Here is a 21,648-nt window from a genome sequence, read left to right as displayed (position 1 = left end):
TGTCACGGGCAAGAATGCAGGTTTTGATCATTCCTTTTACGCAGGAAGGCGATGCAGCAAAATATTGCATTCTTCGGCGTTCCGATATGTTAATCTGGCAGTTCATCGCGGGCGGCGGCGAGGCTGGAGAAACACCCCTCGAAGCCGCAAAGCGGGAAACATGGGAAGAAACCGGCATCAAGGAAAACACCTTTTTCTATCCGCTCGAATCGACTTGCAGTATCCCCACAGAGAACTTCTCGACGAAATCCAGAAAAGAATGGGGAGTCGATTGTCTGGTGATTCCCGAATACTCATTTGCGGCAAGAGTGAAAACAACCGATATCGTTTTGTCCGCGGAACACAGCGAATATCGCTGGGTGGATTACATTCCGGCCATTCAGTTGCTCAAATTTGATAGCAATAAGACAGCTTTATGGGAACTCGATCAGAAGATCAAGCAGAAAAGGATTTGAACCTGGCAATCGAGTAAAAATACCCACCGGGAAGCTTGTTCTCTCGGTGGGTACCTCTTTATTATTCATTTACGGTATGATCCGGGTGGATCGATGCGAAACGATCCGCAGTTATTCGGGTTTTTCTTCTTTCAGGTGAGTGTCCGCCAATTGTTCGAGGATGGCAATGACGGCCGAATTATCCAGGTCGCCCATGCCCAGAGTCGACATGGCGTTGAAGAGCTGGGCGTTGACCGCCGTGCTCGGCATACTGACGCCGTATTCGCGCGCGGTTTCGAGGACGATATTCAGGTCTTTGGCCTGCATGCGGGCCTTGAAACCCGGTTGGCGGTTGCCGGCAAACAGACGTTGGGGTTTTACATCCAGCGTCCAGCACTGGGCAGCGCCGCCCTGGATGGCCTGAATGACCTTGACCGGGTCGGTGCCGGTCTTTTGCGCTAAAACGAGCAGCTCACCCATGGCTACCATCTGCGCGGCCACCATGATCTGGTTGGCAGCCTTGGCCACCTGGCCGCTGCCGGCCTCACCGACGTGGGTGATGGTCTTGCCCATCGCCGCAAAGATCGGGTGCACCGTTTCCAGGGCCTCGGCCGGCCCGCCGACCATGATGGTCAGGGTGGCGTTGCGCGCGCCGATGTCGCCGCCGCTGACGGGCGCATCCAGAGCAGCCACGCCCACTTCGGCCAGGCGACGGGCAACCTCGCGCGCCGTGGCCGGTTTGATGGTCGAATTATCGACGTAGATCATGCCGGCATGCGCGCCCTGTAAAATCCCGTCCGGCCCGAGGACGACCTTCTCGATATCCGGCGAATCGGGTAAATTGGTGAACACCACGTCCACCTGGTGGGCGACTTCGGCCGGGCTGAAGGCCGCGGTTGCGCCTTCGGCGACCAGTTCATTCACGGCAGCCCGGCTGCGGTTGTGCACCACCAGCGGAAAGCCCGCCTTGAGAATGTTGCGGGCGATCGATTTCCCCATCAATCCCAGACCGATATATCCTACCTTGAGCATATTCCCTCCACGCTATCGATGAAACTTGAGAAAAAGGCTTTTTTATCGACCACGAAATGCACGAAACACACGAAAGAAGAATGATGGGAATCAATCGGAATTTATTCTGTAAAGCTTTTTTCTAGTTCCGTGTCGTTCGTGGATATCGGGGTCTTCTCCGCAGCGCGAATCATACTATAAAATCCACGCGCAAAGCGACCTGTGAAAATCACCTGCTCTGGGAAAGAAACGCCCGCCTTCGAGTGAAAGCGGGCGTTGTGTGCAGCAATGAAGGATTACAGACCGGCGGCTTTGCGCAGAACATCGGCGCGGTCGGTGCGTTCCCAGGTGAAATCGGCATCTTCGCGGCCGAAATGACCGTAGGCGGCCGTCTTGCGGTAGATCGGGCGGCGCAGGTTGAGATCGCGAATGATGGCGCCGGGACGCAGGTCGAAGTATTTCTTGACCAGTTCAGCGATCTCATCGTCGGGGACGGCGCCGGTGCCGAAGGTTTCGACGTTGATGCTCAACGGGTGCGCCACGCCGATGGCATAGGCGACCTGCAGTTCACAGCGCTCGGCCAGGCCGGCAGCGACGACGTTCTTGGCGACCCAGCGGGCTGCATACGCGGCCGAGCGGTCGACCTTGGTCGGGTCCTTGCCCGAGAAAGCGCCGCCGCCATGCCGCCCCATACCGCCGTAGGTATCGACGATGATCTTGCGGCCGGTGACGCCCGCATCTCCCATCGGACCGCCAATGACGAAGCGGCCGGTGGGATTGACGAAGACCTTGAGTCCTTCGTCGCGCAGACCTTCGGGGATGACCGGCACAATGACATGCTCGAAGACGGCTTCTTCGATGTCGTGATGGGATACTTCCGGGGAATGCTGGGTGCTGATCAGGGCGGTATCGACGCGAACGGGTTTGCCGAAGTGGTATTCCACCGTCACCTGCGATTTGCCGTCCGGGCGAAGCCAGGGCAGTTCGCCGCTCTTGCGCACTTCTGCCAGGCGGTGGGTGAGCTTGTGCGACAGGTAGATGGGCATGGGCATCAATGTGGGGGTCTCATTGCAGGCAAAGCCGAACATCATCCCCTGGTCGCCGGCGCCGATGGATTCGACCTCGGCCTCGGTCACCTCGCCTTCCTTGGCTTCGAGGGCTTTGTCCACGCCCATGGCGATATCGCCGGACTGGCGGGCAATGGCCACCTGGACAGCGCAGGTATTGGCGTCAAAACCCTTCGCGCTGTCGTCATAACCAATTTCGCGGATCGTCTGGCGAACGAGCTGGTCGTAGTTGAGAGTCGCATTGGTGGTGATTTCGCCCAGCAGCATCACGAAACCGGTCTTGGTCGCGGTTTCGCAGGCCACACGCGAGCGCGGATCCTGCTCGAGGCAGGCATCCAGCACGGCGTCGCTGATCTGATCGCACAGCTTGTCAGGATGGCCTTCCGTCACCGATTCCGAGGTGAACAGATATTTGGCCGAATTCATAAACGAGGTATTCATCCAGTGTCCTCCAAAAAAAGAATTGCCCCATCTGGATAGGAGGGGCAATTCTATATCATCGATTCGCTTCCCTCTCATCTTCCAGAACTTTCTGCCGGAATTGGCACCTTGAAAAACCGTTTGGTTTAGCAGGTTGCCGAGGTTTCGTCGGGCCGGTCCCTCCACCTCTCTGGATAAGAGCGCCATCTGGGGCTATATGTGATTAGGCAGCAGTTTATCACAAACCTCAACGGCTGTCAAAGGTCGCTGTAAGAGCCCGAGTCAAAGGGCTCCGGGATCCGAAACAAGGATGAAAGTCCCTATTCGCCGGAGCGTTTGACCTGGAAAGTATCAAAATCGCGGGCCACCGTGGTGTTGGCGAACACTTCCTGGGCTTCCTGCTGGACATCCTTTTCGCGGTAGCGGCGGGAAATGTGCGTGAGCAAGAGCTGGCCCACCCCGGCGCGCACGGCCAGGTCGGCTGAACGGCGAGCTGTGAGATGGCCAAATTGTTTGGCCATATCCGCTTCCTCATCCAGATAGGTCGATTCGATGATCAGTGCGTCCGCGCCGCGGCAGAATTCCACCAGGCTGTCGGTCTCGCCCGAATCGCCAATCACCACCAGGCGCGTGCCGGGATGGAAATCCCCCAACACTTCCTCGGGTTGGATGATCCGGCCATCCGGCAGGGTGGCGGGCCGGCCATCCACCAGGTCGCGCCGCCAGGGGCCGGGCGGAATGCCCAACGCTTCGGCTTTATCCGGCAGGAAAGGCCGGCGCCCTTTTTCATCGAACACATACCCCAGGCTTTCGGCTCCGCGGTGGTGCACCGGAAAGGCCGTGATGGTAAAATCTTCACCTTCGAAATACAGGCCCGGTTCGATGGCATGCAGCTGCACCGGCATGGGCGGGCGCGTTCCGCGCAGCACCACGCCATACAGCAGTTCGCGGATGCGATCGATGGCGCTGGCGGCGCCTGCAATTTCAAGTTCTTCGATCGATTCCCAACGCATGAAGGTAGACAGCAAACCGGCCAGCCCGAGGATATGGTCGAGATGGCCGTGGGTGATTAAAATACGGTTGAGGCGCTTGAATCCGATGCCGGATTGCAGAATCTGGCGCTGGGTTCCTTCGCCGCAGTCGATGAGGAATCGGTATTCATCGTGCTTGACAACCAGCGCGGGTAAATTGCGTTTCGCCGAAGGCGCGGATGCCGATGTGCCAAGAAAAACGACTTCGAACAAGGGCTTGGATGATTCCTTTCAAGAAGTGTGCCTTATTTTACCCCAAGTTGCATCCGCCCGTTGGAGCAATTAAAGGCCCAAGCGAGTGTACAATTGGATTCGATGCAATAACCCAAGGAGGATCGCCATGGAAGTGTTGAGCGTCCGGATCGGAAAACCGGAAGACATGAATTTTATACTGGGACAATCCCATTTTATCAAGACCGTCGAGGATATCCATGAAGCGCTGGTCGGCGCTGTCCCTGGCATCCAGTTCGGGCTGGCTTTTTGCGAAGCCTCCGGAGCGTGCCTGGTGCGCTGGAGCGGGACGAACGCAGATTTAATCGAGCTGGCCAAAAAGAACGCGTTGGCCATCAGCGCCGGACACAGTTTTATCCTCTTTCTGGGGGAAGGCTTCTACCCCATCAATGTTCTCAAAACAGTCCTCAACGTGCCGGAAGTGGTCAACGTATTTTGCGCAACGGCCAATGATACCGAGGTCATTTTGGCTGACAATGGCCAGGGACGCGGCATTCTGGGCGTAATCGATGGAGTCGCGCCCAAGGGTATCGAAGACGAAGAGGGGATCGCCTGGCGTAAAGGACTGCTGCGTAAGATCGGTTATAAACTTTGACCAGTGATCTGGCAGGACTCTTGCATGGGAACTTTCGCGTCATCGCGCTCGTCTAAAACAAGACGGGTCAAGCCGACCTGTCTGGTATTGTTTCAACACGAAGGAGCGTTCTTATGAAGAAGGTTTTACCCCTGTTCCTGGCGTTGGTTTTTCTCCTCTCGGCCTGCAGCGGTTTGCCCTTGCCGGGTGGTTCCACTGCCCCGACTTCCGAATCGGATAGTGATATGGCCACACGCGTGGCCAGTATTCTGACCGCCATGCCGACCGTCACCGGTCAGGCGCCTCAACAAGCCGCGCAGACTCAAACGCTGCCCACTCTGGCCCCCTCGGCCACCCTGGAGGTGGCGACTACCGTAGCCACGCTCACGCAGCCCGCGCCTACCGCAACCACCGAGGCTCCGCAGGGTACGCCAACCGAAAACCTGACCCCCGTGGCGACCTTTACGCCGCAGGGCGGAGCCACCCAGGCCCCAACCGCGGTGCCTTCCGGCGATGATCCACGCGCAAAACTGGGCAAACCGGCCTGGACGGATACGATGGACGGCTCCGATAACTGGCCGACGGGCGACAGCGATTTCACCAAGATCGACTTTTCCGGCGGCAGTCTGCAATTGACGGCCCTGAAGACGATCGCTGGCTGGCGGTTGACCTGGCCAAAGATCGGCGACGCTTACATCGAAATGTCGGTGCGTTCGGGCAATTGCAACTCCAATGACTATTACGGCATCATCTTCCGCGTGCCCGATCTGAACGATCCCGATCAGGGCTATCTGTTGAGCGTCAGTTGCGACGGCAAGTACTCTTTGCGCCTGTGGAACGGGCGCGAGGGCACAAGCGGCAAGATGACCACGCTCATCCCCTGGACGGCCAGCGACAAGATCGTTTCTGGCGCCGATCAACTCAATCGGGTGGGCGCGATGATGATCGGCGACCGGTTGCTGGTCTATCTCAACGGCTCACTGATCAAGGAAGTCAAGGACAGCACCTTCAAGGAAGGTTACTTCGGCGTCTTTGCCGCGCAGGGCAAGGAGCAGAAGGAATTCACCATCCGCATCGAAGAGATGAGCTACTGGAACAATCCGCAGCCATAACCAGCGGAATAGGATAAATTACAAGGGCTGGAGGTGTAAGTGCCTCCAGCCCTTTTGATATCCCATGAGTATGGATTAAAGGATTTTCGAAACGATTTCGATGCCGTTCAATGCCATGTGGTACAGGAAAGTGGCGTGCAGAAAATCGCCGGGGTGGGGCAGGGCGCCCTGTTGGCGGGCGATGTCGACCGGATAATCATAAGTGGCCACGCAGTTGGCCGGAACGATCACACGGCGCTGGATGTGTTTGGCGTTGGCTTCCAGGCGCAAGTGCATGGCCATCTGGTAGACGCACAGGTCGGTGCAGTCGCCGACGACGATATAGGTCTGGATCTCGGGATGGTCCTCCATCCAGGCCGCCAGGGATGTATTCAACCAGGAGTGAATGCTGTTCTTCTTTATGGTGGTCATTTCGGCGTAGAACGGCAGCGCCCGGATGGCATCCACGGCTTCGGATTCTTGTGTGCCGCGAACGCAATGGGGCGGCCAGGCCTCGAACTCGAGCGCATCCGGCTCGTGGGTGTCCTGGGCGAGGACGATATGGCGAATGCCGCGCGCCCAGGCGCGCTTGAACAGGGCCACGCACGCGGGAACGATGTCGTTGACGCGCGGGCTGGCCAGCGGCCCGACCGAACAAAAACCATTTACCAGATCGACCGAGATGACCGCCGCCTCACCTGGAACGGGCGCAGCCTGTTCCAGGGTTTTCTCGGGTAATGCAGACATCCATTCATCTAAATAAGCCAGGAAAGATTGTCCTGTGGATTCCAGATTTTCGGACATGTTCACGACTCCTCGATTTGTAGTGATCCGCTGTATGGCGCTTTGACCAGCGTGTTGTTGTGCTTTGTGTAAAATCTACACAAATTGTACCTGCTTCGGCGCACCTGTCAAGTGCAGGCCAAAAACGGCCGGAGGATGCGGCGCGGTATGCTAAAATTGAACTCTATGGACGAAGCAGAACGGACAGCCTGGCTCATCCGCCGGCTTGGTAATGACGCCAACCGGGACGATTTGATTCTGGAATTGTGCCGGCTCGAGGGCTGCACCTGGCAACAGGCAGAGGCGTACATCGAACTGGTCGAACAGGATGAAGCGCCGCATATCAACCGCCGCAAAGGGCCCGCGCTGCTGATTCTCAGCCTGGGCGCGCTGATCATCGGACTGTGGCAATCCGGATCGGCGTACTATCTGCTTTTTTATCCCGTGTTATCTCGAATCCACGAGCGTTTTACGGTGTGGGTGCTTTTGCAAAGCGCACTTGCCGTGCCGCTGTTTGTGCCGCAATTGATAGCCGGGTTGGGGTTGGGGGTGGCCGGGTTGATCGGCATTATTCGCACGCTGGATAGCATGCGGCATGACTGAAATCGGAGAAGAGCAATGCATGATCCAAAAATAAGCGGTGAACGGGTCTTTCTGGCGCCGGTTGCGCCCGAGGACGCTGCCCTGTGGGCAAAATGGCTGAACGATCCGGAAGTCACCCTTCCGCTGGGGGACGAAGCTTACATTCTGTATGGAGCCGAACGGGCGCAGATGGATGTGCGCGAAACGGCCGAGCGCCAGGGACGCGTGTTTACCATCCTGGAAAATGAAAGCGGGCGCGCCATCGGGCGCTGCCTGCTGTTCGACGTGAACCTGGTAGATCGCAGCGCCATGGCAGGTATTTTCATCGGTGAAAAGGACTGCCGCGGCAAGGGCTACGGTCGGGAGAGCATGCGCCTGCTGCTCGATTTCGGTTTTAACCTGCTCAACCTGCACAGTATCATGCTGGGCGTGTTCGCGTTCAACGAGCCCGCCATCCGTTGCTACCGCAGCCTGGGCTTTCAGGAAATCGGACGGCGGCGGGACGCGCGCTGGATCTGCGGCAAAGCCTACGACGGTATCCTCATGGACCTGCTGGAGGACGAATTCCGGGCCCGATTTGCCAGCGTGGTGCGGGTTTAGGAATTAACCGCCGGGCCGCAGGATCTTGAGTTCGAACTGCGGCCAGACCACGCGCAAAACGTCTTGCTCGCCGCTGAACTCGAGCCGGTAGACGCAAAAAGTCATTCCCCCACGCTTGAGGTCCGGCTGTTGGATCAGGCGCGCCTGCCAGCCGTCGCCGGCGTAACTGCCGTCCGGCTGCGGCAAGCCGCCCAATTTGGTAAAGTATTCGCGCAGCACCCATTCCGGCAGGCCACGTAATTCGCGAGTGATGGTTTCGATCATGCGTTTCAGCGTTTCATCGAACAGGATCCGGCTTCGAGCGGCAATCGGATCGAGGCCGGATGAGATTCTAACTCAAATCGAGAATCATTGAGTAGAATGAAAGTACGGTGATGGGGGTGATGGATGAAATCGCAGCGCCGGCGATTTATTAAAATTCACAGATAAGTGCATTTGAACTCAAAAGGAAATATGGAATGGATGCCAGTTTACGAAAGTCGAACATTTCTGTTTTGAGCATCATTTTTTACATTCTGGCCGGGATCATGGGACTGGTGACGCTGGTCCTCCTGTGGGGCGTGATCAGCATTCCCGGCGCGCTGGAAAACATCAGCGCCACGGCCGGGATGCTTGGCCTGGGACCGATCGCGGGCATGGTTCTGGGCCCCATGAAGGGTGTCCTGATCAACGCCGGCATCATCGGGGTGATCGTGATGGGCGGGCTGGCGGGACTGCTGTTCGGCTTCGGGCGGCTGGTCGCGCGGCAGGCCGGGTTGATGGAGCGCGTGGCGCAGTTAGAGGAAGAGATACGCGCGTTGAAGGGATAAGCGTTTGTATTCCTGTGTTAAAATTCTCGCATGGCCAACCAAATCTACTTCGCTGACAATTTATCCATCCTAAAAACGCTCCCATCCGAGTCCATCGACCTGATCTACATCGATCCGCCCTTCAACACGGGGCGGGTGCAGGCGCGCACCCAGATTCAGACTGTGCGTGACGAGGAGAACGGGGATCGGGTGGGTTTTCAAGGCCACAGCTACCGCACAGTTTCGCTCGGCGAGCGCGCCTACCACGATCAGTTCGACGATTACCTGGGCTTCCTCGAGCCGCGCCTGATCGAAGCTCGGCGGCTGTTGAAGGCCAACGGCAGCCTGTACTTTCACATCGATTACCGCGAAGTACATTACTGCAAGGTGCTGCTGGACGGCATCTTCGGGCGGGATTCCTTCCTGAACGAGATCATCTGGGCGTACGATTACGGCGGACGCACCAAAAAGAAGTGGCCGGCCAAACACGACAATATCCTGTGGTATGCGAAGAATCCGCACGATTATATTTACAACCTGGAAGCCATCGAGCGCATCCCTTACATGGCGCCCGGGCTGGTGGGACCCGAGAAGGCCGCGCGCGGCAAGCTGCCCACGGATACCTGGTGGCACACCATCGTGCCGACCAACAGCCACGAAAAGACCGGCTACCCCACCCAGAAGCCGCTGGGAATCCTGCGCCGCATCGTGCAGGCTTCCTCACCCCAGGGCGGGGTGGTGTTGGATTTCTTCGCCGGCAGCGGCACCACCGGCGCGGCCTGCCTGGAGTCGGGACGCCAGTTCATCCTGATCGACGACAATCCCCAGGCGCTGCAGGTGATGGCGAAACGCTTCGTCGGCTGCGACGCCATCGAATGGATCGGCTATGACCCCACCCAAACAACCACCCCTGACGCTGGATGAAATTCTGGCGCGCCTGAACGCGCTGGCCGACCCGCGGAACGTGGAAGGCCAGCGGCGGTTTGGCATTCGCCCGGCCCATCAACTGGGCATCTCCATGCCGGCGCTGCGCGGGCTGGCCAAAGGGCGCCAGCGCAGCCATGATCTGGCGCTGCAGTTGTGGGCGACCCGTATTCACGAAGCGCGCATCCTGGCCAGCCTGGTGGACGATCCGCAATCGATCACCCGCGAGCAAATGGAAGCCTGGGTGCAGGATTTCGACTCGTGGGACGTGTGCGATCAGGTGTGCATGAACCTGTTCGGCGAGCATCCGCTGGGATTGGAAATGGCACGGACCTGGCCCCATCGGCCCGAAGAATTCGTCCGCCGGGCCGGATTCGTGCTGATGGCCGTGCAGGCGGTCCACCGCCGGGATCTGCCGGACCAGTCTTTCCAGAATTATTTCCCTTTGATGCTAGAATACGCGAACGACGAGCGTAATTTCGTCCGCAAGGCGATCAACTGGGCGCTGCGCCAGATCGGCAAACGCAATGCCGCCCTGTGCCAGGGCGCCATCCAGACCGCGCAGCAGATGCTGGCCATTGAATCTCCCAGCGCGCGTTGGATTGCCCGGGACGCGCTGCGCGAACTCGAAAAGCCAGAACGCATTCGATGATTTTACTTTCAAGGCGGCCAAATGACACCCTCTGATTTGAACCCTGAATTTCCGCTGTTCGAATTCGATCCCGACCCCGCGGCGATCCTCAACCCGCAGGTCAAATTGCGCCTCGAAAATCCGCCCCAACGCTGGGTGCTGTGCTTTTTCAGGGAGGTATTGGACTCGTTGGCTCAATCCGGCGAGCTGCGCAAGGTCGGCGAGCTGCGTTCGGAGGCCGGCGCCAATCCCATTTACCAGGTCGAGCAGGACGGAACCAGCCTGCTGGTCATGCACCCCGGGGTGGGGGCGCCGCTGGCGGTTGGCTTTATGGAAGAAGCCATTTCCTGCGGCGGGCGGCACTTCATTGCCTGCGGCGGCTGCGGGGTGCTCAAACGCGATATTGCCGTCGGTCACCCGGTGGTGATTACCTCGGCGGTGCGCGACGAGGGCACCTCGTATCACTATCTTCCGCCTACCCGCGAGGCAGCGGCCAGTCCCGCGGCCGTGGCAGCGTTGGAAGAGACCCTGCGGAACCGCAAGGTGGATTACCGCCTGGGGAAGAGCTGGACGACGGACGCCATTTACCGCGAGACGAAGGCGCGGCGCACCCGGCGCGTTGAAGAGGGCTGCCTGGTGGTGGAGATGGAAGCCTCCGCCTTTTTCGCGCTGGCGCAATTCCGCGGCGTGACCTGCGGGCAGGTGGTCTACGGCGGCGATCTGGTGACGCCGGAGGGGTGGGATTTTCGGGATTGGATTGCGCGCGGCGATGTCCGCACGGCGCTCTTCTGGTTGGCTGTGGAGGCGTGCAGCAAGTTGGGATGACAGCCCTGGAAATGAAAAAGGGAATCGAGTAATATGGAGTTCTGGAGAGTCCTAAAGTAGCAATGCGATTTTTAACGGTATTTCAGCGCTTATTGTTTGGATTAATCATTCTGATATTTGCATTGTCCGGCGCAAGCGCGGTAAAAGCACAGTCCGATCCGGGCGACGGACCGGATTCAATACTAACCGCCCAGGTCCAGCCGCTCCTGGAAAAGGCCGGGCAGCAGGGCAGCCTGCGCGTTCTCCTGCGGGTGAAGGGCGCGTTCAAGCCGGAAGGACTATTGAGCAACGCAGCGGCCGTTGCGGCCCAACGCGCCCAGATCGGGGCCGCCCAGCAGGCGTTGGTCGCGCATTTGGCCGGGATGACACTCGGCTCTCCCTTCCGGTTCGCGACGCTGCCTCTAGTGGCGGCCACCCTGACGGCCAAAGGGCTGCAAACCGCACTGGCGTCCGGGCTGGTCAGCGACATCCAGGAGGATATTCCGGTGGCGCCAACGCTGGCCGAAAGCACGCCGTTGATCGGCGCAACTTCTGCCTGGGCCATCGGCTACACCGGCGCGGGCCAGACCATCGCCATTCTGGATACGGGCGTCGACAAGACCCATCCCTTCCTGGCGGGTAAAGTGGTATCGGAAGCCTGTTACTCGACGACCGATGCAGTTCATTATTCCAGCAGCGTTTGCCCGGGTGGGGTGAGCGAATCGATCGATACAGGAGCGGGGCTGCCGTGCAGCCTGGAAATCAGCGGCTGCGATCACGGGACGCACGTGGCCGGTATCGCGGCCGGAAACGGTGTGTCCTTTTCCGGGGTGGCCAAAGATGCCACCCTGATCGCCATAAAAATCTTTTCCAGATTCGACAGCGTCGATTACTGCGGAAGCACCCAACCCTGCGCCCTGACCTGGACGTCCGACCAGATCAAAGGGCTGGAACGCGTCTACGAGCTGCGCGATACGTATGATATCGCTGCCGTCAATATGAGCCTGGGTGGGGGCAGCTTTACCACACCGTGCGACAGCGACGATCGAAAGCTGATCATCGACCAACTGCGCACGGCAGGCATCGTTACTGTGATCGCCTCGGGCAATAACGGCTATTCCAGCGCCCTGAGCGCGCCGGCCTGCATATCCAGCGCCGTCAGCGTCGGATCCACCGGAGACGGAAGTTCCGGCGCAACGGTGGATGCCATTTCCTATTATTCCAATAGCGCTTCTTTCCTGACCCTGCTGGCGCCGGGCGCAGTGATCAATTCTTCCATTCCTGGCGGAGGGTTTGGAATGAAGAGCGGCACCTCCATGGCGGCTCCGCATGTGGCCGGCGCGTGGGCGGTGTTGATGTCGGTGAATCCACTGGCCACCCCAGATGATATCCAGGCTGCGCTGGTCAATACCGGGCTGCCGGTCTTTGATTCGCGCAACTACATCACCAAGCCTCGCATCCGCCTGGTGCCGGCGCTGATTAAGATCCTGGAGCCATTTTTAACTCAAAAAACTTATTTTCCACTGATTGGAAAATAAAAAAATCGTCCGGCCGGGGTTTCAATCCCGAAGAAGCAGAAGCTAAATCTTTTGCTTCTTTTCCTCATAAAGCTGCTGATCCGCTTTTTCGAGGGCTCTGCGCAGCGAAGCGCCGGGCAGGGCGGTGGCGCCGCCGATCGATAGGGAAATCGGCATTTCGGGGCGCCTTTGATTGAATTTTCGGATCATCCGGCGCATGCGCGCGATGATACGCTCCATTTCAGCGGATCGCGTGTTGGGCAGCAGCACGGCAAATTCATCGCCCCCCAGGCGGGCTACCAGATCCTCACCGCGCAGGCAGGCGCGCAGCAGTTGGGCCACCAGACGCAGCGCCTCATCGCCGGCAAAATGTCCGCGGGTGTCGTTGATCTTCTTGAGGCCATCCAGGTCGACCATCAGCATGCTGATCGATTGGCGGTGGTTTTCCTCCAGGCGGGAGAGTTCCTCTTCGAAAAAGAAACGGTTATGCAGGCCGGTCAGGGCGTCGTGCGTACTGCGATAACGTAAATCTTCCTCCACCAGTTTCCGCTCAGTGATATCGCGAATCACCGCAAAGCTGCCCTGAAATTTACCGTTTGGATCGAATCGCGGTGTGGCGGTGATGAGTAAATGGACCTGATCGCCGGCCGGTAAAAGATAGCTCAATTCATATGTACTGCGCTCGTTCTTCTTGCGGGCGTCGAATTGCTCGAGCAGAATCGCACGCTGCTCAGGGGGAAATAAGTCTGTCAACTTTTGGTCGATCATTTGAGATACCGGACGCCGGAGAACCCCTTCCGCGGCCAGGTTGAGATACTCGATCCGCAATTCGGCGTCCACGATCAAGACCGCTTCGTCTTGATTTTCAACGAGGGCACGGTACCGTTCTTCGCTGTTTTTCAGGGCCAGTTCCGTCTGCGTCCGTTCGGTAACATCCGCTGCAATTCCCAGAACACCCTGTTGTTGGCCCTGGCCGTCCACCAGCGGAGAATACCATGTATCGAAGATATGGCCATCCAGGTCACCCACCAGGTCCCGGAATGATTCACCCGAACTGGCGCGCCGGACACAATCCAATAAGGATTCGTTGCCCCGGTAGACTTCGAAAACGGATTGCCCGACCATCTGGCCGGGCTCCAATCCGAGGGTTTGCAGCCCTTTGCCCTCGGAAAGGGTAAAAATACCATCTTTATCCAGGGTAAAGACCACGATGGGAATATTGGTGATGACCGTACGCAGGCGATGTTCGCTCTGGCGAAGTTGCTCTTCCATTTCGACCTGGCGAGTGATGTCATCGATGCTGGAGATAAAACCGCGCACCTGTCCATCCGGCTGGCGGTCGGGAATGTAGGTGAGGCGTGCGATATGAATGGAACCATCCGCGTGCCGGATGTGATTGATCAGACTGGTTTTGTGCCCGGCTAGCGCCAGTTGAATGTGAGGCCTGGCGTTCTCGAAAGCCGTCTCACCGATAATTTCACGCATGCGATGGCCCAGAATGGCTGAACGGGGCAGTCCGAACCACTGACAGAAGGGATCGTTGATGAAACGATAGGTAACATCCCGGTCCAGGTAAGCCAGCAGATACGGGATGCTGTTGGTCACCAAACGAAAACGCGCCGGGCCGTTGAGAAATTCGGGGATTTCTTCGAGTGTCCGTGAATCTTCGGCAAGCTGATCGATCCAGCCGTCCAGAGTCAGAATATGCCGGTGCTCGGCGATGACCTGCAGCAGGCGGTTTGGATCGATCTGATCCTGGCGATAAATGCAAATGGGTGAGATCCCCGTCGCCACCGCCATGAAATGCAACTGGTGATCCTGCTCCAGGTTGGGTGAATCGGCCAGAACGACCACATTCCCCGGCAAGGTCGACTGATAGAACATCAGCAGATCTTGATGTGAAAAAGTGGAAAATTCGGGAAAACTCAGACAATGAAACCGGCCGGGCGGTCGGTCGTCTGGATGGTTGCAAGGATCCGCTTGGATCCATAATACATGCTTGCCTTCGAGATCAGCCGCTCTTTCCAGGCGTGCAATCAACTGGCTGTGTTCCTGGGCAGATCGCGCCAGACAGCAGGCGGGTAAGACAGGCCAGAAGGAAGGCTGTTGGGACATGTTCAAACAAACGATTTTTAAAAAAACCGGGAATAAAACCATGATATACTCTCGTCAGGTGTTTTTCAAGTAAGAATCTTTCCAATGGATTTCTGCCATGCTTTATCTGGTGTCAACTCCGATCGGTAACCTGGGAGATATCACGCAGCGCGCTCTGGATACGCTCAAGAACGCGGACCTGGTCATCAGCGAGGACACGCGCAAGACCGGTTTTCTGCTCAAACACTTCGAGATTCACAAACCGCAGCTCTCCTTCCGTGAAGACAATGAAGAGCGCGTGCTGCCGAAGATCCTCGAAGCGCTGCGCGCCGGACAGAACGTGGCGCTGGTGACGGACGCGGGCACGCCTTCGGTCTCTGACCCGGGTTTCATCCTGGTGCGCAGCGTGATCGCGGAGGGGCTGGAATTGACTGCCATCCCCGGGCCGACGGCGCTCATCATGGCGGTGATCCTGTCCGGGCTGCCGGTCAACAGCTTCACCTTCAGAGGTTTTTCACCCCACAAGGGCGGCCCGCGGCGTCGCTTTTTGGAAATCGACAGCCAATCGCCGCACACCTTGATCTTTTATGAAAGTCCTTTTCGCCTCCTGGCTTTTTTGGAGGACGCGCTCTCGGTCTACGGCGACCGTCCGGCTGCCGTGGCCAACGACCTCACCAAACTCTTCGAAACCGTCCAGCGCGGTCGCCTGAGCGAATTGATCGAATGGGTCAAAGCCAACGCGCCGCGCGGAGAATATTGCGTGGTCATCGCCGGTAAAGAAGAAATCCCCGCGGGGTCGGCAAAGCCCGTACACAGGAATAAATATGAAAACGCCGCGTCCAGCGGGCGCGGCGTCGACTGATCGAATCGGGCGAATTTACAGCGCGAAGGGGTTGAAGCGCGTGTGGCGGTCGAAGTAGTCTTCGCTCTCGGCGCGTTTCAGGAACGTCACCACGGCGTAGGTGGCCGGGGTCATGAGCACTTCCACGCTGACCTTGAAGATGTAATTGGTCAGCACCAGCGTGCCGAACAGCTCCCAGGGGAACACGCCGAACAGGGAGGCGATCAGGATGAAGATGAACGAGTCGAACCCCTCGCCGATCAGCGTGCTGGATATGGTGCGCACCCAAAGCCATTTGCCGTTCGTAATCACCTTCACCCGGGCCAGGATGACCGAATTGCTGAACTCGCCCACCAGGTAGGCGGACAAAGAGGCCAGCACAATACCGCCGCTGCTCATGCCGCCCAGGATGGCGTCGTAAGCCGGTTGGCCGGCGTAGCCCTGCCAGGCGGCTTCACCGGGCAGTGCCCGCACGACGGCGAAGACCAGCGCAGCCAGAGTCAGACAGCCAAACCCGGCCCAGATGACCCGGCGGGAGCGCTTGAAGCCGTAGACTTCGGTAAGCACATCCCCGAAGATGTAACTGACCGGGAAGAGGATGGTTCCGGCGTCGAAGGCCAGCGGAACGCCGAAGATGGAAACGCCCCAATCGACGATTTTGGCCGATGAGGCAATGTTGCTGACCAGCAGGACGGTCACAAAAAGCACCATCACCAGGTCGAGATAGCGGTAAATACGGTTTTCAGAAGAGGGTTGGTTCAATTTTTGTTCTTCAGTACACTCAAGAGGATCGAATTCAAGGCATGCAAGTATAATCGTTTTACAGCGGAATGACTATGACTCATCGATTCTTTTTACCTCCTGAATTGTTGAAAAACGACGAATTTCAGTTTCCGGATGAAATCGGGCATCAAATTGCGCGCGTGCTGCGCCTGAAATCGGGCGCGCAGGTGATTGCGTTGGATAATCAGGGTCGGCAGGCGGATATCGAATTAATAATGGTGGCGCCGGAAAGGGTAAGCGGCCGAGTCCTTCAACGACTGCCGGCCCGGGGTGAACCTCGAACCCGTTTGACGCTGTACCTTGGGCTGACGCAGCGCGAGAAATTCGAATGGATGCTGCAAAAATGCACCGAGGTGGGCGCGGCGGCTTTCGTTCCGCTGGTGACGCAGCGCAGCCTGGTGCAGGATGGGCGTGAAGTGGAACGCAAACGCGCCCGTTGGGAAGCCATTCTGCGCGAAGCGGCTGAACAGTGCGGCCGCGGACGCATCCCGGCCTTGCACCCGGCATTGAACTGGGCGGCGGCGCTGCGCAGCGCGCGCGCTGAGAACGACCTGACGCTGGTGGCCTGGGAGGGCGAGCACAGCCTGCGCCTGCGGGATGCGCTGGCAAATTTGAAAGCGGCGCCGGCGCCGAAACTGGGCATGTTGATCGGGCCGGAAGGTGGCTTATCGGAAGAAGAAATTGCCGCCGGACGCGCGGCCGGTGTGCAGGCGGTGTCGTTGGGCGAGCGCATCCTGCGCATGGAAACCGCGGCGGTGGTGGCTACGGCATTGGCATTGGATGAGTTGGAAGAGGGATAACCACAGAAACACCGAGCTCGCAGAGAAGAAATACGAAGAAAATGAGAAGAAAAGAAAGAAGTTGTGATTTTACAATTCTTTTGAAGTCGGCGGTGATTACCAGGTATAATTTTTCTTTCTTCCACATTCTCCGTGTCTCATGGTTAGTCTCCCCAGTTCTTGCCGCGGCTCTCAACTGCCCGGCTAAACTTCCTTGCAGCAGCCGTAATGATGGGTTTCGGGTTGGGAGATTTTTAAATCCAGAATCCGCGCAATTCCACCCCTCAACCCATCCTACGCGATACTCAGTGGTGCGTTTTCTCTTTCTATAAATACAAAATTCTTCTCAGTGCCCTCTGAGTCTCGGTGGTTATCTTCTCGGATATAGATTTTTCAAGCGTTCCCCCTGCACGCGGCCGCGGCCGAGGTTGCGATCCCATTCGTCGCGGATGACCAGCGTGGCGCCGTCGGGGTGGGCGGCAGACAAAGGCAAGTCTTCGCCGCGCAGCCAGGCCTGGGATTGTATTTCGTCCAGCGTCAAGACCCCGTTCTGGAAACGCAGCCCGAAGCGCGCTGCCCATTCGTGCGCCAATTGAAAACCGTCGGAGCCTTCCTCGCCCAGCGGCAGCCCCAGGGACTGTACCGGCAAGGCGCTGAAACGCTCGAGGTAGGCGTTCGGGAAGGCAAACAAGCGCGGGCCGCGCCGCCACAGGCTGAGATCCTGGGTCGTGAGCGGTGCGTTCAAATCGAAACCGTAGGCGTCCTGGAATATCTGGAGGATGTCGCGCGTTTCAGCGGGCGTCAGGGGTTCGAAACCGGTGCGTTCGAGCGGGCGGGACGGCGCATCCAGGGTTGGCGCGCTGACAGAAGCCGTTTTCGTAATCGACGCAGCGAAGAAGCCGCTGGTGCCAAAGCGGTGCGGCCACAGGCGTGCCGCGCCCTGCACGGCCGGATCGAATTCGCGCGGGCCGGCGCCTGAAAGGCCCGGAGCCCGAGTGGGCAGCCTGGACTGGAGATCCTCGATCCGCACCGCGCCGGGAAACTGGCGCAGCAATACGTCCAACACGCCTTCGTCCTCCTCCGGCGTCAGTGTGCAGGTGGAATAGACCACCTGGCCGCCAGGGCGCAGGGCCAGAAAGGCCGAGGCCAACAGGCGCGCCTGGCGCGCGGCCAGAGCGGAGATTTCATGGTCGGTGATGGCGCGCATGGGATGCGATTCGGTGGTGCGAATGCCCTGCATCGAGCAGGGCGCGTCCAGCAGGACGTAATCGAAGGTCTCGGGGAACCAGGCGCCAAATTTCTCGCCCGGGAAATGCGTGACCGCGTTGTTGATGCTGCCCCAGGTGGAAAGCACGATGCGCAGGGCGGTGATCCGGTCGGCTGAGGAATCATTGGCGATCACCAGGCCGCGGTCGCCGCTGCGCGCGGTGATATGGGTGGTCTTGCCGCCGGGTGAGGCCGCCAGGTCCAGAATCAGCGGGGCGGATGCGCGGCTGAAGTCGAACAATTCGGGCGGCAGCATCGAGGCGGCGTCTTGAATGTAATAGAAACCCAGGCGGTGTTCGGGCGTGGCGCTGATGGGCGTCTCGGACCGGGTCACCCAGCGGCCGGTCGGGCAGTAGGGCACGGCTGCCAGTTGCCAGCCGTAGCGCGCTGCCCAGCGCGGCAGGGCCAAGTCAGGGTCGCATTTCAGGGAGTTGGCGCGGAAAGCCGGATACAACGGCCGGTCGAGTTCGGCCAGCAGGGCGGCGTAATCTTCGGGCGCGAGCAGGGGTTGGAAGCGCGCCAGGGCGCTCTCGATCGGCGCGCCGGCGGTCGTGGAGGGGGGGGTGCGTTTCTTCTTACGAGTCATGGCGTTTATCGATGCAAAAGACCATTTCGGCGCCGAAAACCAGCTCGGTGACCGGCCAGGCTGCATCGCCGATGGCGTCGCTGACCAGGGCGCGCTGGCGCTCGGCCAGTTGGAACTTGCCGCTCAGGCTCTCGGCGGGCAGCGAAACCAGCAGCCAGCCCACCTTGAGCGCCCGCCAAAAAGGCCGGCTGCATCCGCGGGAGCGTTCTTCCATGCGGTGGGCCTCTTTGAACAGGAAAGCCACGTCGGCTTCGATTTCCGGCGGGCGGACCAACACATCGCGCACCTCGGCCAACGGCGCCAATCCCTGGGTTTGAAAGAAGGCATTGATGGCGGCCACGCGCGGGGCGTGAATATCGTAGGCGTGGTAGCGGGTCGTAGCGGGCAGCCCCATCCACGGCCAGGCGAAGGGATTCAAGCCGCAGGCCAGGTCCAGGAGAGTGGCCGGAACACCGGTGACCGCGAACAGGCGCGGGTAGAAGTCCTCCAGCACGGTCAGACGCTCGCGGGTGGAGGCGTGTGCTTCCAGGACGCGGGTACAGGCTTCGCGCAGCACAGCCGGACCGGCAGCGCTGGCGGCCTGCAAATCGGCAGCGACCCGGGTATAGTCGGGGTCGCCCAGGTAGGGCGCGACGATGGTATGGAGCTTGTGGCGCACGGCTTTAAGGGCGTCCTTGGGATTGCGATGGCGCGGCAGCTCCTGTTCGAGCAGGTCGCGCACGGTTTCGACCGGCAGGTTCAAATCGCGATACTTGCGGCTGTTCAGCAGCTCATCCACCAGGGCCTGGATGGAAACGTCAGAAGGCATGCTTCATCCTTCCCGGCTGACCAGAAAGGCCAGTTCGCTGCTGAATTGAAAACGATCGATCTTCCAATTTCGGCCGGCGACCAGTTCCATAAAGTGAGCCTCGTAATTTACAGGCATGCCCTTGCCACGCCCGCCCAGCGAACGCGCGGGGAAGGAGACCAGCAGGTGTTCGGCGGGAATATGATCCAACAGGCGCGGGGCAATGGCTTTATCCACCTGTTCGAGACAGGGGATGGTTTTGAGCAGCAGGGCCACCTGGACGCGCTGCGCAGGCAGCTCCGCGGTCAGGTCGCACAGTTCGGCGCGCCCGGGCCGGTGAACGTGCGTCAGAAAACGATTGAGGAAGTCGATCTGGTCGGCATAGATATCGCAGGCATAATACGGCGCGTCCGGGGCCAGGGGCATCCAGGGCAACGCCAGCGGGTTGAGCCCGCAGGCCAGGTCGAGCAGGGAGGTCAGGGGGGCCAGCGGCGCCAGCGCCTGGGCGAAGAGCTGCTCGAGGATGGGCAGGCGTTCGCGGGTGGAGGCGTGCTGCTGCATTGCGCGCCGGCAGAAGGCCTGCAGGGTCGGGTCATCCAATTGCGTGGGCAGAGTCTCCAGTTCGGACATTAACTTCGCATAGTCAATAGGTGTTTCCTGGTAGGCGCCGCCGATCTGGTGGAGTTTGTTGCGCACCGCCTTGACGGTTTCCTTAGGCTTGCGCCCCTTGGCCAGCTCCAACGCGGCAATGCGCCGCACCAGGCCGGGATGGATGGCGCGATACCTGGCCGAGGACTGTACTTCCGCGACAATGGCTTCCAATGCCGGATCGTTCACTGCGGCCTCAGGCGGATGCGGTCAGTGAGTTGGGCCATGAAGCTGAGGTTGTGCAGCGTCGACAGGCGCAGGAAGAGGCTGTCGTTGAGCTTGAAGAGGTGGTGCAAATAGCCGGCGGAATAATTCCGGCACACCGGGCAGGTGCAATACGGCGAAATCGGCTGATCGGAGCGGATGTGGCGCTCGTCGTTGATGTAGAGATAACGCAGCCAATCGCCGTTCAAGCCGCCATCGGCCCCGGACGGGTTGGCGAAGGTATACAGGCGGCCGTGGCGCGCATCCCGGGTGGGCATGGCGCAGTCGAAGATGCCGTAGCCCAGGTCCCAGCAGGTCACCACATTGTAAGGATGGCCAATGCCCAGCGCGTGCATGGGCAGTTCTGGCGGCACCAACGAGCGCGTGTAGGCCAGGATGTCGGTCAGCAGGTTGCCATCGCCGTCCAGCGGCCAGCCGCCGAAGCCAAAACCGTCGAAGCCGATCTCCAGCAGCGCATCCGCACACTGCTTGCGCAGCGCGGGAATGCCGCCGCCCTGGATGACGCCAAAGATAAGCGGGCGTTTGTCTTCATCCAGTTTCTTCTGGCGCATCAGGCGCTTGAATTCATCCTTGCAGCGCTTGGCCCAGGAGATGGTCCGGTCGACCGATTTATGCTGTTCTTCTTCGGAAGCGTCCACGTGCGTGCAGTCATCCAGACAGATGACCACATCCGACCCGTAAGCCACCTGGAGCTGGATGCATTTCTCTGGACTGAGCTGGAATTTGCGATCCGAGCCTTCGGGTTGAAAGGTGATCCCTTTCTCGTCCATCCTGCCGAATCGTGGATTCTGTCGAATCAGCGAATAAGCCTGAAAACCGCCCGAATCAGTAATGATGGGACGGTCCCAGGCGCTCATGCGGTGCAGCCCGCCCAGGGACTGGATGGTCGAAGAACCCGGGCGCTGCATGAGGTGAAAGGTGTTCATCACCAGCGCTTGGATGCCGGCGCTGTGCAGATCATTCGAATCGACGGTTCGCACCACGCCAAAAGTCGCGTCCGGCATGTAAACCGGGAATTCCAGCGTGCCGTGGTTCAGTTTAAGGGATTTCGAAAATTCAGGAGTGCTCATCTGCGGGGAATTATGCCCTAAGAACGCCTAAGGCGCAAGCGGTGAGATGAAAGCTTGAATTATAGAAAATATGTGCTATAA

The 21,648-nt window shown here is 59.2% G+C and carries 23 protein-coding genes and 1 riboswitch; of the genes, 12 read left to right on the top strand and 11 right to left on the bottom strand.

Going from position 1 to position 21,648, the window contains the following annotated elements; genetic code table 11:
* The first annotated feature begins 14 nt into the window (after positions 1 to 14).
* Positions 15 to 455, top strand: coding sequence for an NUDIX hydrolase (locus LARV_RS16785; protein WP_236710000.1), 441 nt, complete (start codon positions 15 to 17; stop codon positions 453 to 455).
* A gap of 111 nt (positions 456 to 566) precedes the next feature.
* Here the strand turns inward: LARV_RS16785 and LARV_RS16780 are convergent, their stop codons facing one another.
* From LARV_RS16780 to LARV_RS16770, 3 genes are all read right to left on the bottom strand, one after another.
* The gene (locus tag LARV_RS16780; RefSeq protein ID WP_075074720.1) at positions 567 to 1,466 is read right to left on the bottom strand and encodes an NAD(P)-dependent oxidoreductase; all 900 of its coding nucleotides are present in this window, start codon (positions 1,464 to 1,466) and stop codon (positions 567 to 569) included.
* A gap of 275 nt (positions 1,467 to 1,741) precedes the next feature.
* Positions 1,742 to 2,953: a methionine adenosyltransferase gene (gene metK, locus LARV_RS16775; protein WP_330219128.1), complete on the bottom strand. Its 1,212-nt coding sequence runs from the start codon at positions 2,951 to 2,953 to the stop codon at positions 1,742 to 1,744.
* 71 nt (positions 2,954 to 3,024) lie between these two features.
* Positions 3,025 to 3,133, bottom strand: a riboswitch (SAM riboswitch).
* Positions 3,134 to 3,252: 119 nt separating this feature from the next.
* On the bottom strand, positions 3,253 to 4,176 hold the full coding sequence (locus tag LARV_RS16770) for a ribonuclease Z (RefSeq protein ID WP_075074719.1): 924 nt from the start codon (positions 4,174 to 4,176) through the stop codon (positions 3,253 to 3,255).
* Between the two features lie 127 nt (positions 4,177 to 4,303).
* Here LARV_RS16770 and LARV_RS16765 point away from each other — a divergent pair, with 127 nt between their 5' ends.
* On the top strand, positions 4,304 to 4,789 hold the full coding sequence (locus tag LARV_RS16765; protein WP_075074718.1) for an adenosine-specific kinase: 486 nt from the start codon (positions 4,304 to 4,306) through the stop codon (positions 4,787 to 4,789).
* A 113-nt stretch (positions 4,790 to 4,902) separates the two neighbouring features.
* Complete coding sequence (locus LARV_RS16760) at positions 4,903 to 5,880, top strand: hypothetical protein (RefSeq protein WP_075074717.1); 978 nt, start codon at positions 4,903 to 4,905, stop codon at positions 5,878 to 5,880.
* Positions 5,881 to 5,955: 75 nt separating this feature from the next.
* Here the strand turns inward: LARV_RS16760 and LARV_RS16755 are convergent, their stop codons facing one another.
* Positions 5,956 to 6,663, bottom strand: coding sequence for a cysteine hydrolase family protein (locus tag LARV_RS16755; protein WP_075074716.1), 708 nt, complete (start codon positions 6,661 to 6,663; stop codon positions 5,956 to 5,958).
* Positions 6,664 to 6,810: 147 nt separating this feature from the next.
* Here LARV_RS16755 and LARV_RS16750 point away from each other — a divergent pair, with 147 nt between their 5' ends.
* Positions 6,811 to 7,245, top strand: a complete 435-nt coding sequence (locus tag LARV_RS16750; protein WP_152031833.1) for a hypothetical protein — start codon at positions 6,811 to 6,813, stop codon at positions 7,243 to 7,245.
* A 15-nt stretch (positions 7,246 to 7,260) separates the two neighbouring features.
* The gene (locus LARV_RS16745) at positions 7,261 to 7,824 is read left to right on the top strand and encodes a GNAT family N-acetyltransferase (RefSeq protein WP_075074714.1); all 564 of its coding nucleotides are present in this window, start codon (positions 7,261 to 7,263) and stop codon (positions 7,822 to 7,824) included.
* 3 nt (positions 7,825 to 7,827) lie between these two features.
* Here the strand turns inward: LARV_RS16745 and LARV_RS16740 are convergent, their stop codons facing one another.
* Positions 7,828 to 8,088 (bottom strand): DUF1952 domain-containing protein, encoded by a 261-nt coding sequence (locus LARV_RS16740; RefSeq protein ID WP_075074713.1) that lies wholly within the window; start codon positions 8,086 to 8,088, stop codon positions 7,828 to 7,830.
* Positions 8,089 to 8,282: 194 nt separating this feature from the next.
* Between LARV_RS16740 and LARV_RS16735 the strand changes: the two genes are divergently transcribed.
* The 5 genes from LARV_RS16735 (at position 8,283) to LARV_RS16715 (ending at position 12,509) form a co-directional block, all read left to right on the top strand.
* On the top strand, positions 8,283 to 8,633 hold the full coding sequence (locus LARV_RS16735) for a hypothetical protein (protein WP_075074712.1): 351 nt from the start codon (positions 8,283 to 8,285) through the stop codon (positions 8,631 to 8,633).
* A gap of 30 nt (positions 8,634 to 8,663) precedes the next feature.
* Positions 8,664 to 9,536: a DNA-methyltransferase gene (locus LARV_RS16730; protein ID WP_075074711.1), complete on the top strand. Its 873-nt coding sequence runs from the start codon at positions 8,664 to 8,666 to the stop codon at positions 9,534 to 9,536.
* Positions 9,499 to 10,188 carry a DNA alkylation repair protein gene (locus tag LARV_RS16725; protein WP_075074710.1) on the top strand — a complete coding sequence of 230 codons (690 nt, stop codon included), beginning with the start codon at positions 9,499 to 9,501 and terminating at the stop codon, positions 10,186 to 10,188. Before LARV_RS16730 ends, LARV_RS16725 begins: the two co-directional genes overlap by 38 nt.
* 21 nt (positions 10,189 to 10,209) lie before the next feature.
* The gene (locus LARV_RS16720; RefSeq protein ID WP_083522654.1) at positions 10,210 to 10,992 is read left to right on the top strand and encodes a nucleoside phosphorylase; all 783 of its coding nucleotides are present in this window, start codon (positions 10,210 to 10,212) and stop codon (positions 10,990 to 10,992) included.
* Between the two features lie 62 nt (positions 10,993 to 11,054).
* A complete protein-coding gene (locus LARV_RS16715; protein ID WP_075074709.1) occupies positions 11,055 to 12,509 on the top strand; it encodes a S8 family peptidase in 1,455 nt (484 codons plus the stop codon).
* A gap of 42 nt (positions 12,510 to 12,551) precedes the next feature.
* Here LARV_RS16715 and LARV_RS16710 read toward each other — a convergent pair whose 3' ends face one another.
* Complete coding sequence (locus LARV_RS16710) at positions 12,552 to 14,372, bottom strand: PAS domain-containing protein (RefSeq protein ID WP_236709999.1); 1,821 nt, start codon at positions 14,370 to 14,372, stop codon at positions 12,552 to 12,554.
* A 328-nt stretch (positions 14,373 to 14,700) separates the two neighbouring features.
* Here LARV_RS16710 and rsmI point away from each other — a divergent pair, with 328 nt between their 5' ends.
* Complete coding sequence (gene rsmI / locus LARV_RS16705) at positions 14,701 to 15,444, top strand: 16S rRNA (cytidine(1402)-2'-O)-methyltransferase (RefSeq protein WP_075074707.1); 744 nt, start codon at positions 14,701 to 14,703, stop codon at positions 15,442 to 15,444.
* A gap of 15 nt (positions 15,445 to 15,459) precedes the next feature.
* Here rsmI and LARV_RS16700 read toward each other — a convergent pair whose 3' ends face one another.
* The gene (locus LARV_RS16700; protein WP_075075279.1) at positions 15,460 to 16,134 is read right to left on the bottom strand and encodes a queuosine precursor transporter; all 675 of its coding nucleotides are present in this window, start codon (positions 16,132 to 16,134) and stop codon (positions 15,460 to 15,462) included.
* A 125-nt stretch (positions 16,135 to 16,259) separates the two neighbouring features.
* Here LARV_RS16700 and LARV_RS16695 point away from each other — a divergent pair, with 125 nt between their 5' ends.
* Positions 16,260 to 17,006: an RsmE family RNA methyltransferase gene (locus tag LARV_RS16695; RefSeq protein WP_236709998.1), complete on the top strand. Its 747-nt coding sequence runs from the start codon at positions 16,260 to 16,262 to the stop codon at positions 17,004 to 17,006.
* A gap of 349 nt (positions 17,007 to 17,355) precedes the next feature.
* Here the strand turns inward: LARV_RS16695 and LARV_RS16690 are convergent, their stop codons facing one another.
* Genes LARV_RS16690 through tgt form a run of 4 tightly spaced genes read right to left on the bottom strand, consistent with a single transcriptional unit; the run spans position 17,356 to position 21,567 of the window.
* Positions 17,356 to 18,837: a hypothetical protein gene (locus tag LARV_RS16690; RefSeq protein ID WP_075074705.1), complete on the bottom strand. Its 1,482-nt coding sequence runs from the start codon at positions 18,835 to 18,837 to the stop codon at positions 17,356 to 17,358.
* Positions 18,827 to 19,645 carry a class I SAM-dependent methyltransferase gene (locus LARV_RS16685; protein ID WP_075074704.1) on the bottom strand — a complete coding sequence of 273 codons (819 nt, stop codon included), beginning with the start codon at positions 19,643 to 19,645 and terminating at the stop codon, positions 18,827 to 18,829. Before LARV_RS16685 ends, LARV_RS16690 begins: the two co-directional genes overlap by 11 nt.
* Positions 19,646 to 19,648: 3 nt before the next feature.
* A complete protein-coding gene (locus tag LARV_RS16680; protein WP_075074703.1) occupies positions 19,649 to 20,461 on the bottom strand; it encodes a class I SAM-dependent methyltransferase in 813 nt (270 codons plus the stop codon).
* Complete coding sequence (gene tgt / locus LARV_RS16675; RefSeq protein ID WP_075074702.1) at positions 20,458 to 21,567, bottom strand: tRNA guanosine(34) transglycosylase Tgt; 1,110 nt, start codon at positions 21,565 to 21,567, stop codon at positions 20,458 to 20,460. The genes LARV_RS16680 and tgt overlap by 4 nt, the downstream gene beginning before the upstream one ends.
* Positions 21,568 to 21,648 lie beyond the last annotated feature (81 nt).

Source organism: Longilinea arvoryzae (assembly GCF_001050235.1).
In the GTDB taxonomy this organism is placed as follows: domain Bacteria; phylum Chloroflexota; class Anaerolineae; order Anaerolineales; family Anaerolineaceae; genus Longilinea; species Longilinea arvoryzae.
Note: the sequence above shows the minus strand (reverse complement) of the source record. Positions and strands in the feature narration are given on the sequence as shown.

What these genes read in the sequence shown, in the direction of transcription:
- LARV_RS16700 (WP_075075279.1), bottom strand. Translation starts at nt 16,134, where the DNA reads ATGGTGCTTTTTGTGACCGTCCTGCTGGTCAGCAACATTGCCTCATCG.
- rsmI (WP_075074707.1), top strand. Translation starts at nt 14,701, where the DNA reads ATGCTTTATCTGGTGTCAACTCCGATCGGTAACCTGGGAGATATCACG.
- LARV_RS16745 (WP_075074714.1), top strand. Translation starts at nt 7,261, where the DNA reads ATGCATGATCCAAAAATAAGCGGTGAACGGGTCTTTCTGGCGCCGGTT.
- LARV_RS16725 (WP_075074710.1), top strand. Translation starts at nt 9,499, where the DNA reads ATGACCCCACCCAAACAACCACCCCTGACGCTGGATGAAATTCTGGCG.
- LARV_RS16715 (WP_075074709.1), top strand. Translation starts at nt 11,055, where the DNA reads ATGCGATTTTTAACGGTATTTCAGCGCTTATTGTTTGGATTAATCATT.
- LARV_RS16735 (WP_075074712.1), top strand. Translation starts at nt 8,283, where the DNA reads ATGGATGCCAGTTTACGAAAGTCGAACATTTCTGTTTTGAGCATCATT.
- tgt (WP_075074702.1), bottom strand. Translation starts at nt 21,567, where the DNA reads ATGAGCACTCCTGAATTTTCGAAATCCCTTAAACTGAACCACGGCACG.
- LARV_RS16785 (WP_236710000.1), top strand. Translation starts at nt 15, where the DNA reads ATGCAGGTTTTGATCATTCCTTTTACGCAGGAAGGCGATGCAGCAAAA.
- LARV_RS16695 (WP_236709998.1), top strand. Translation starts at nt 16,260, where the DNA reads ATGACTCATCGATTCTTTTTACCTCCTGAATTGTTGAAAAACGACGAA.
- LARV_RS16780 (WP_075074720.1), bottom strand. Translation starts at nt 1,466, where the DNA reads ATGCTCAAGGTAGGATATATCGGTCTGGGATTGATGGGGAAATCGATC.
- LARV_RS16750 (WP_152031833.1), top strand. Translation starts at nt 6,811, where the DNA reads ATGCTAAAATTGAACTCTATGGACGAAGCAGAACGGACAGCCTGGCTC.
- LARV_RS16740 (WP_075074713.1), bottom strand. Translation starts at nt 8,088, where the DNA reads ATGATCGAAACCATCACTCGCGAATTACGTGGCCTGCCGGAATGGGTG.
- LARV_RS16710 (WP_236709999.1), bottom strand. Translation starts at nt 14,372, where the DNA reads ATGTTCTATCAGTCGACCTTGCCGGGGAATGTGGTCGTTCTGGCCGAT.
- LARV_RS16755 (WP_075074716.1), bottom strand. Translation starts at nt 6,663, where the DNA reads ATGTCCGAAAATCTGGAATCCACAGGACAATCTTTCCTGGCTTATTTA.
- LARV_RS16765 (WP_075074718.1), top strand. Translation starts at nt 4,304, where the DNA reads ATGGAAGTGTTGAGCGTCCGGATCGGAAAACCGGAAGACATGAATTTT.
- LARV_RS16730 (WP_075074711.1), top strand. Translation starts at nt 8,664, where the DNA reads ATGGCCAACCAAATCTACTTCGCTGACAATTTATCCATCCTAAAAACG.
- metK (WP_330219128.1), bottom strand. Translation starts at nt 2,953, where the DNA reads ATGAATACCTCGTTTATGAATTCGGCCAAATATCTGTTCACCTCGGAA.
- LARV_RS16690 (WP_075074705.1), bottom strand. Translation starts at nt 18,837, where the DNA reads ATGACTCGTAAGAAGAAACGCACCCCCCCCTCCACGACCGCCGGCGCG.
- LARV_RS16760 (WP_075074717.1), top strand. Translation starts at nt 4,903, where the DNA reads ATGAAGAAGGTTTTACCCCTGTTCCTGGCGTTGGTTTTTCTCCTCTCG.
- LARV_RS16720 (WP_083522654.1), top strand. Translation starts at nt 10,210, where the DNA reads ATGACACCCTCTGATTTGAACCCTGAATTTCCGCTGTTCGAATTCGAT.
- LARV_RS16685 (WP_075074704.1), bottom strand. Translation starts at nt 19,645, where the DNA reads ATGCCTTCTGACGTTTCCATCCAGGCCCTGGTGGATGAGCTGCTGAAC.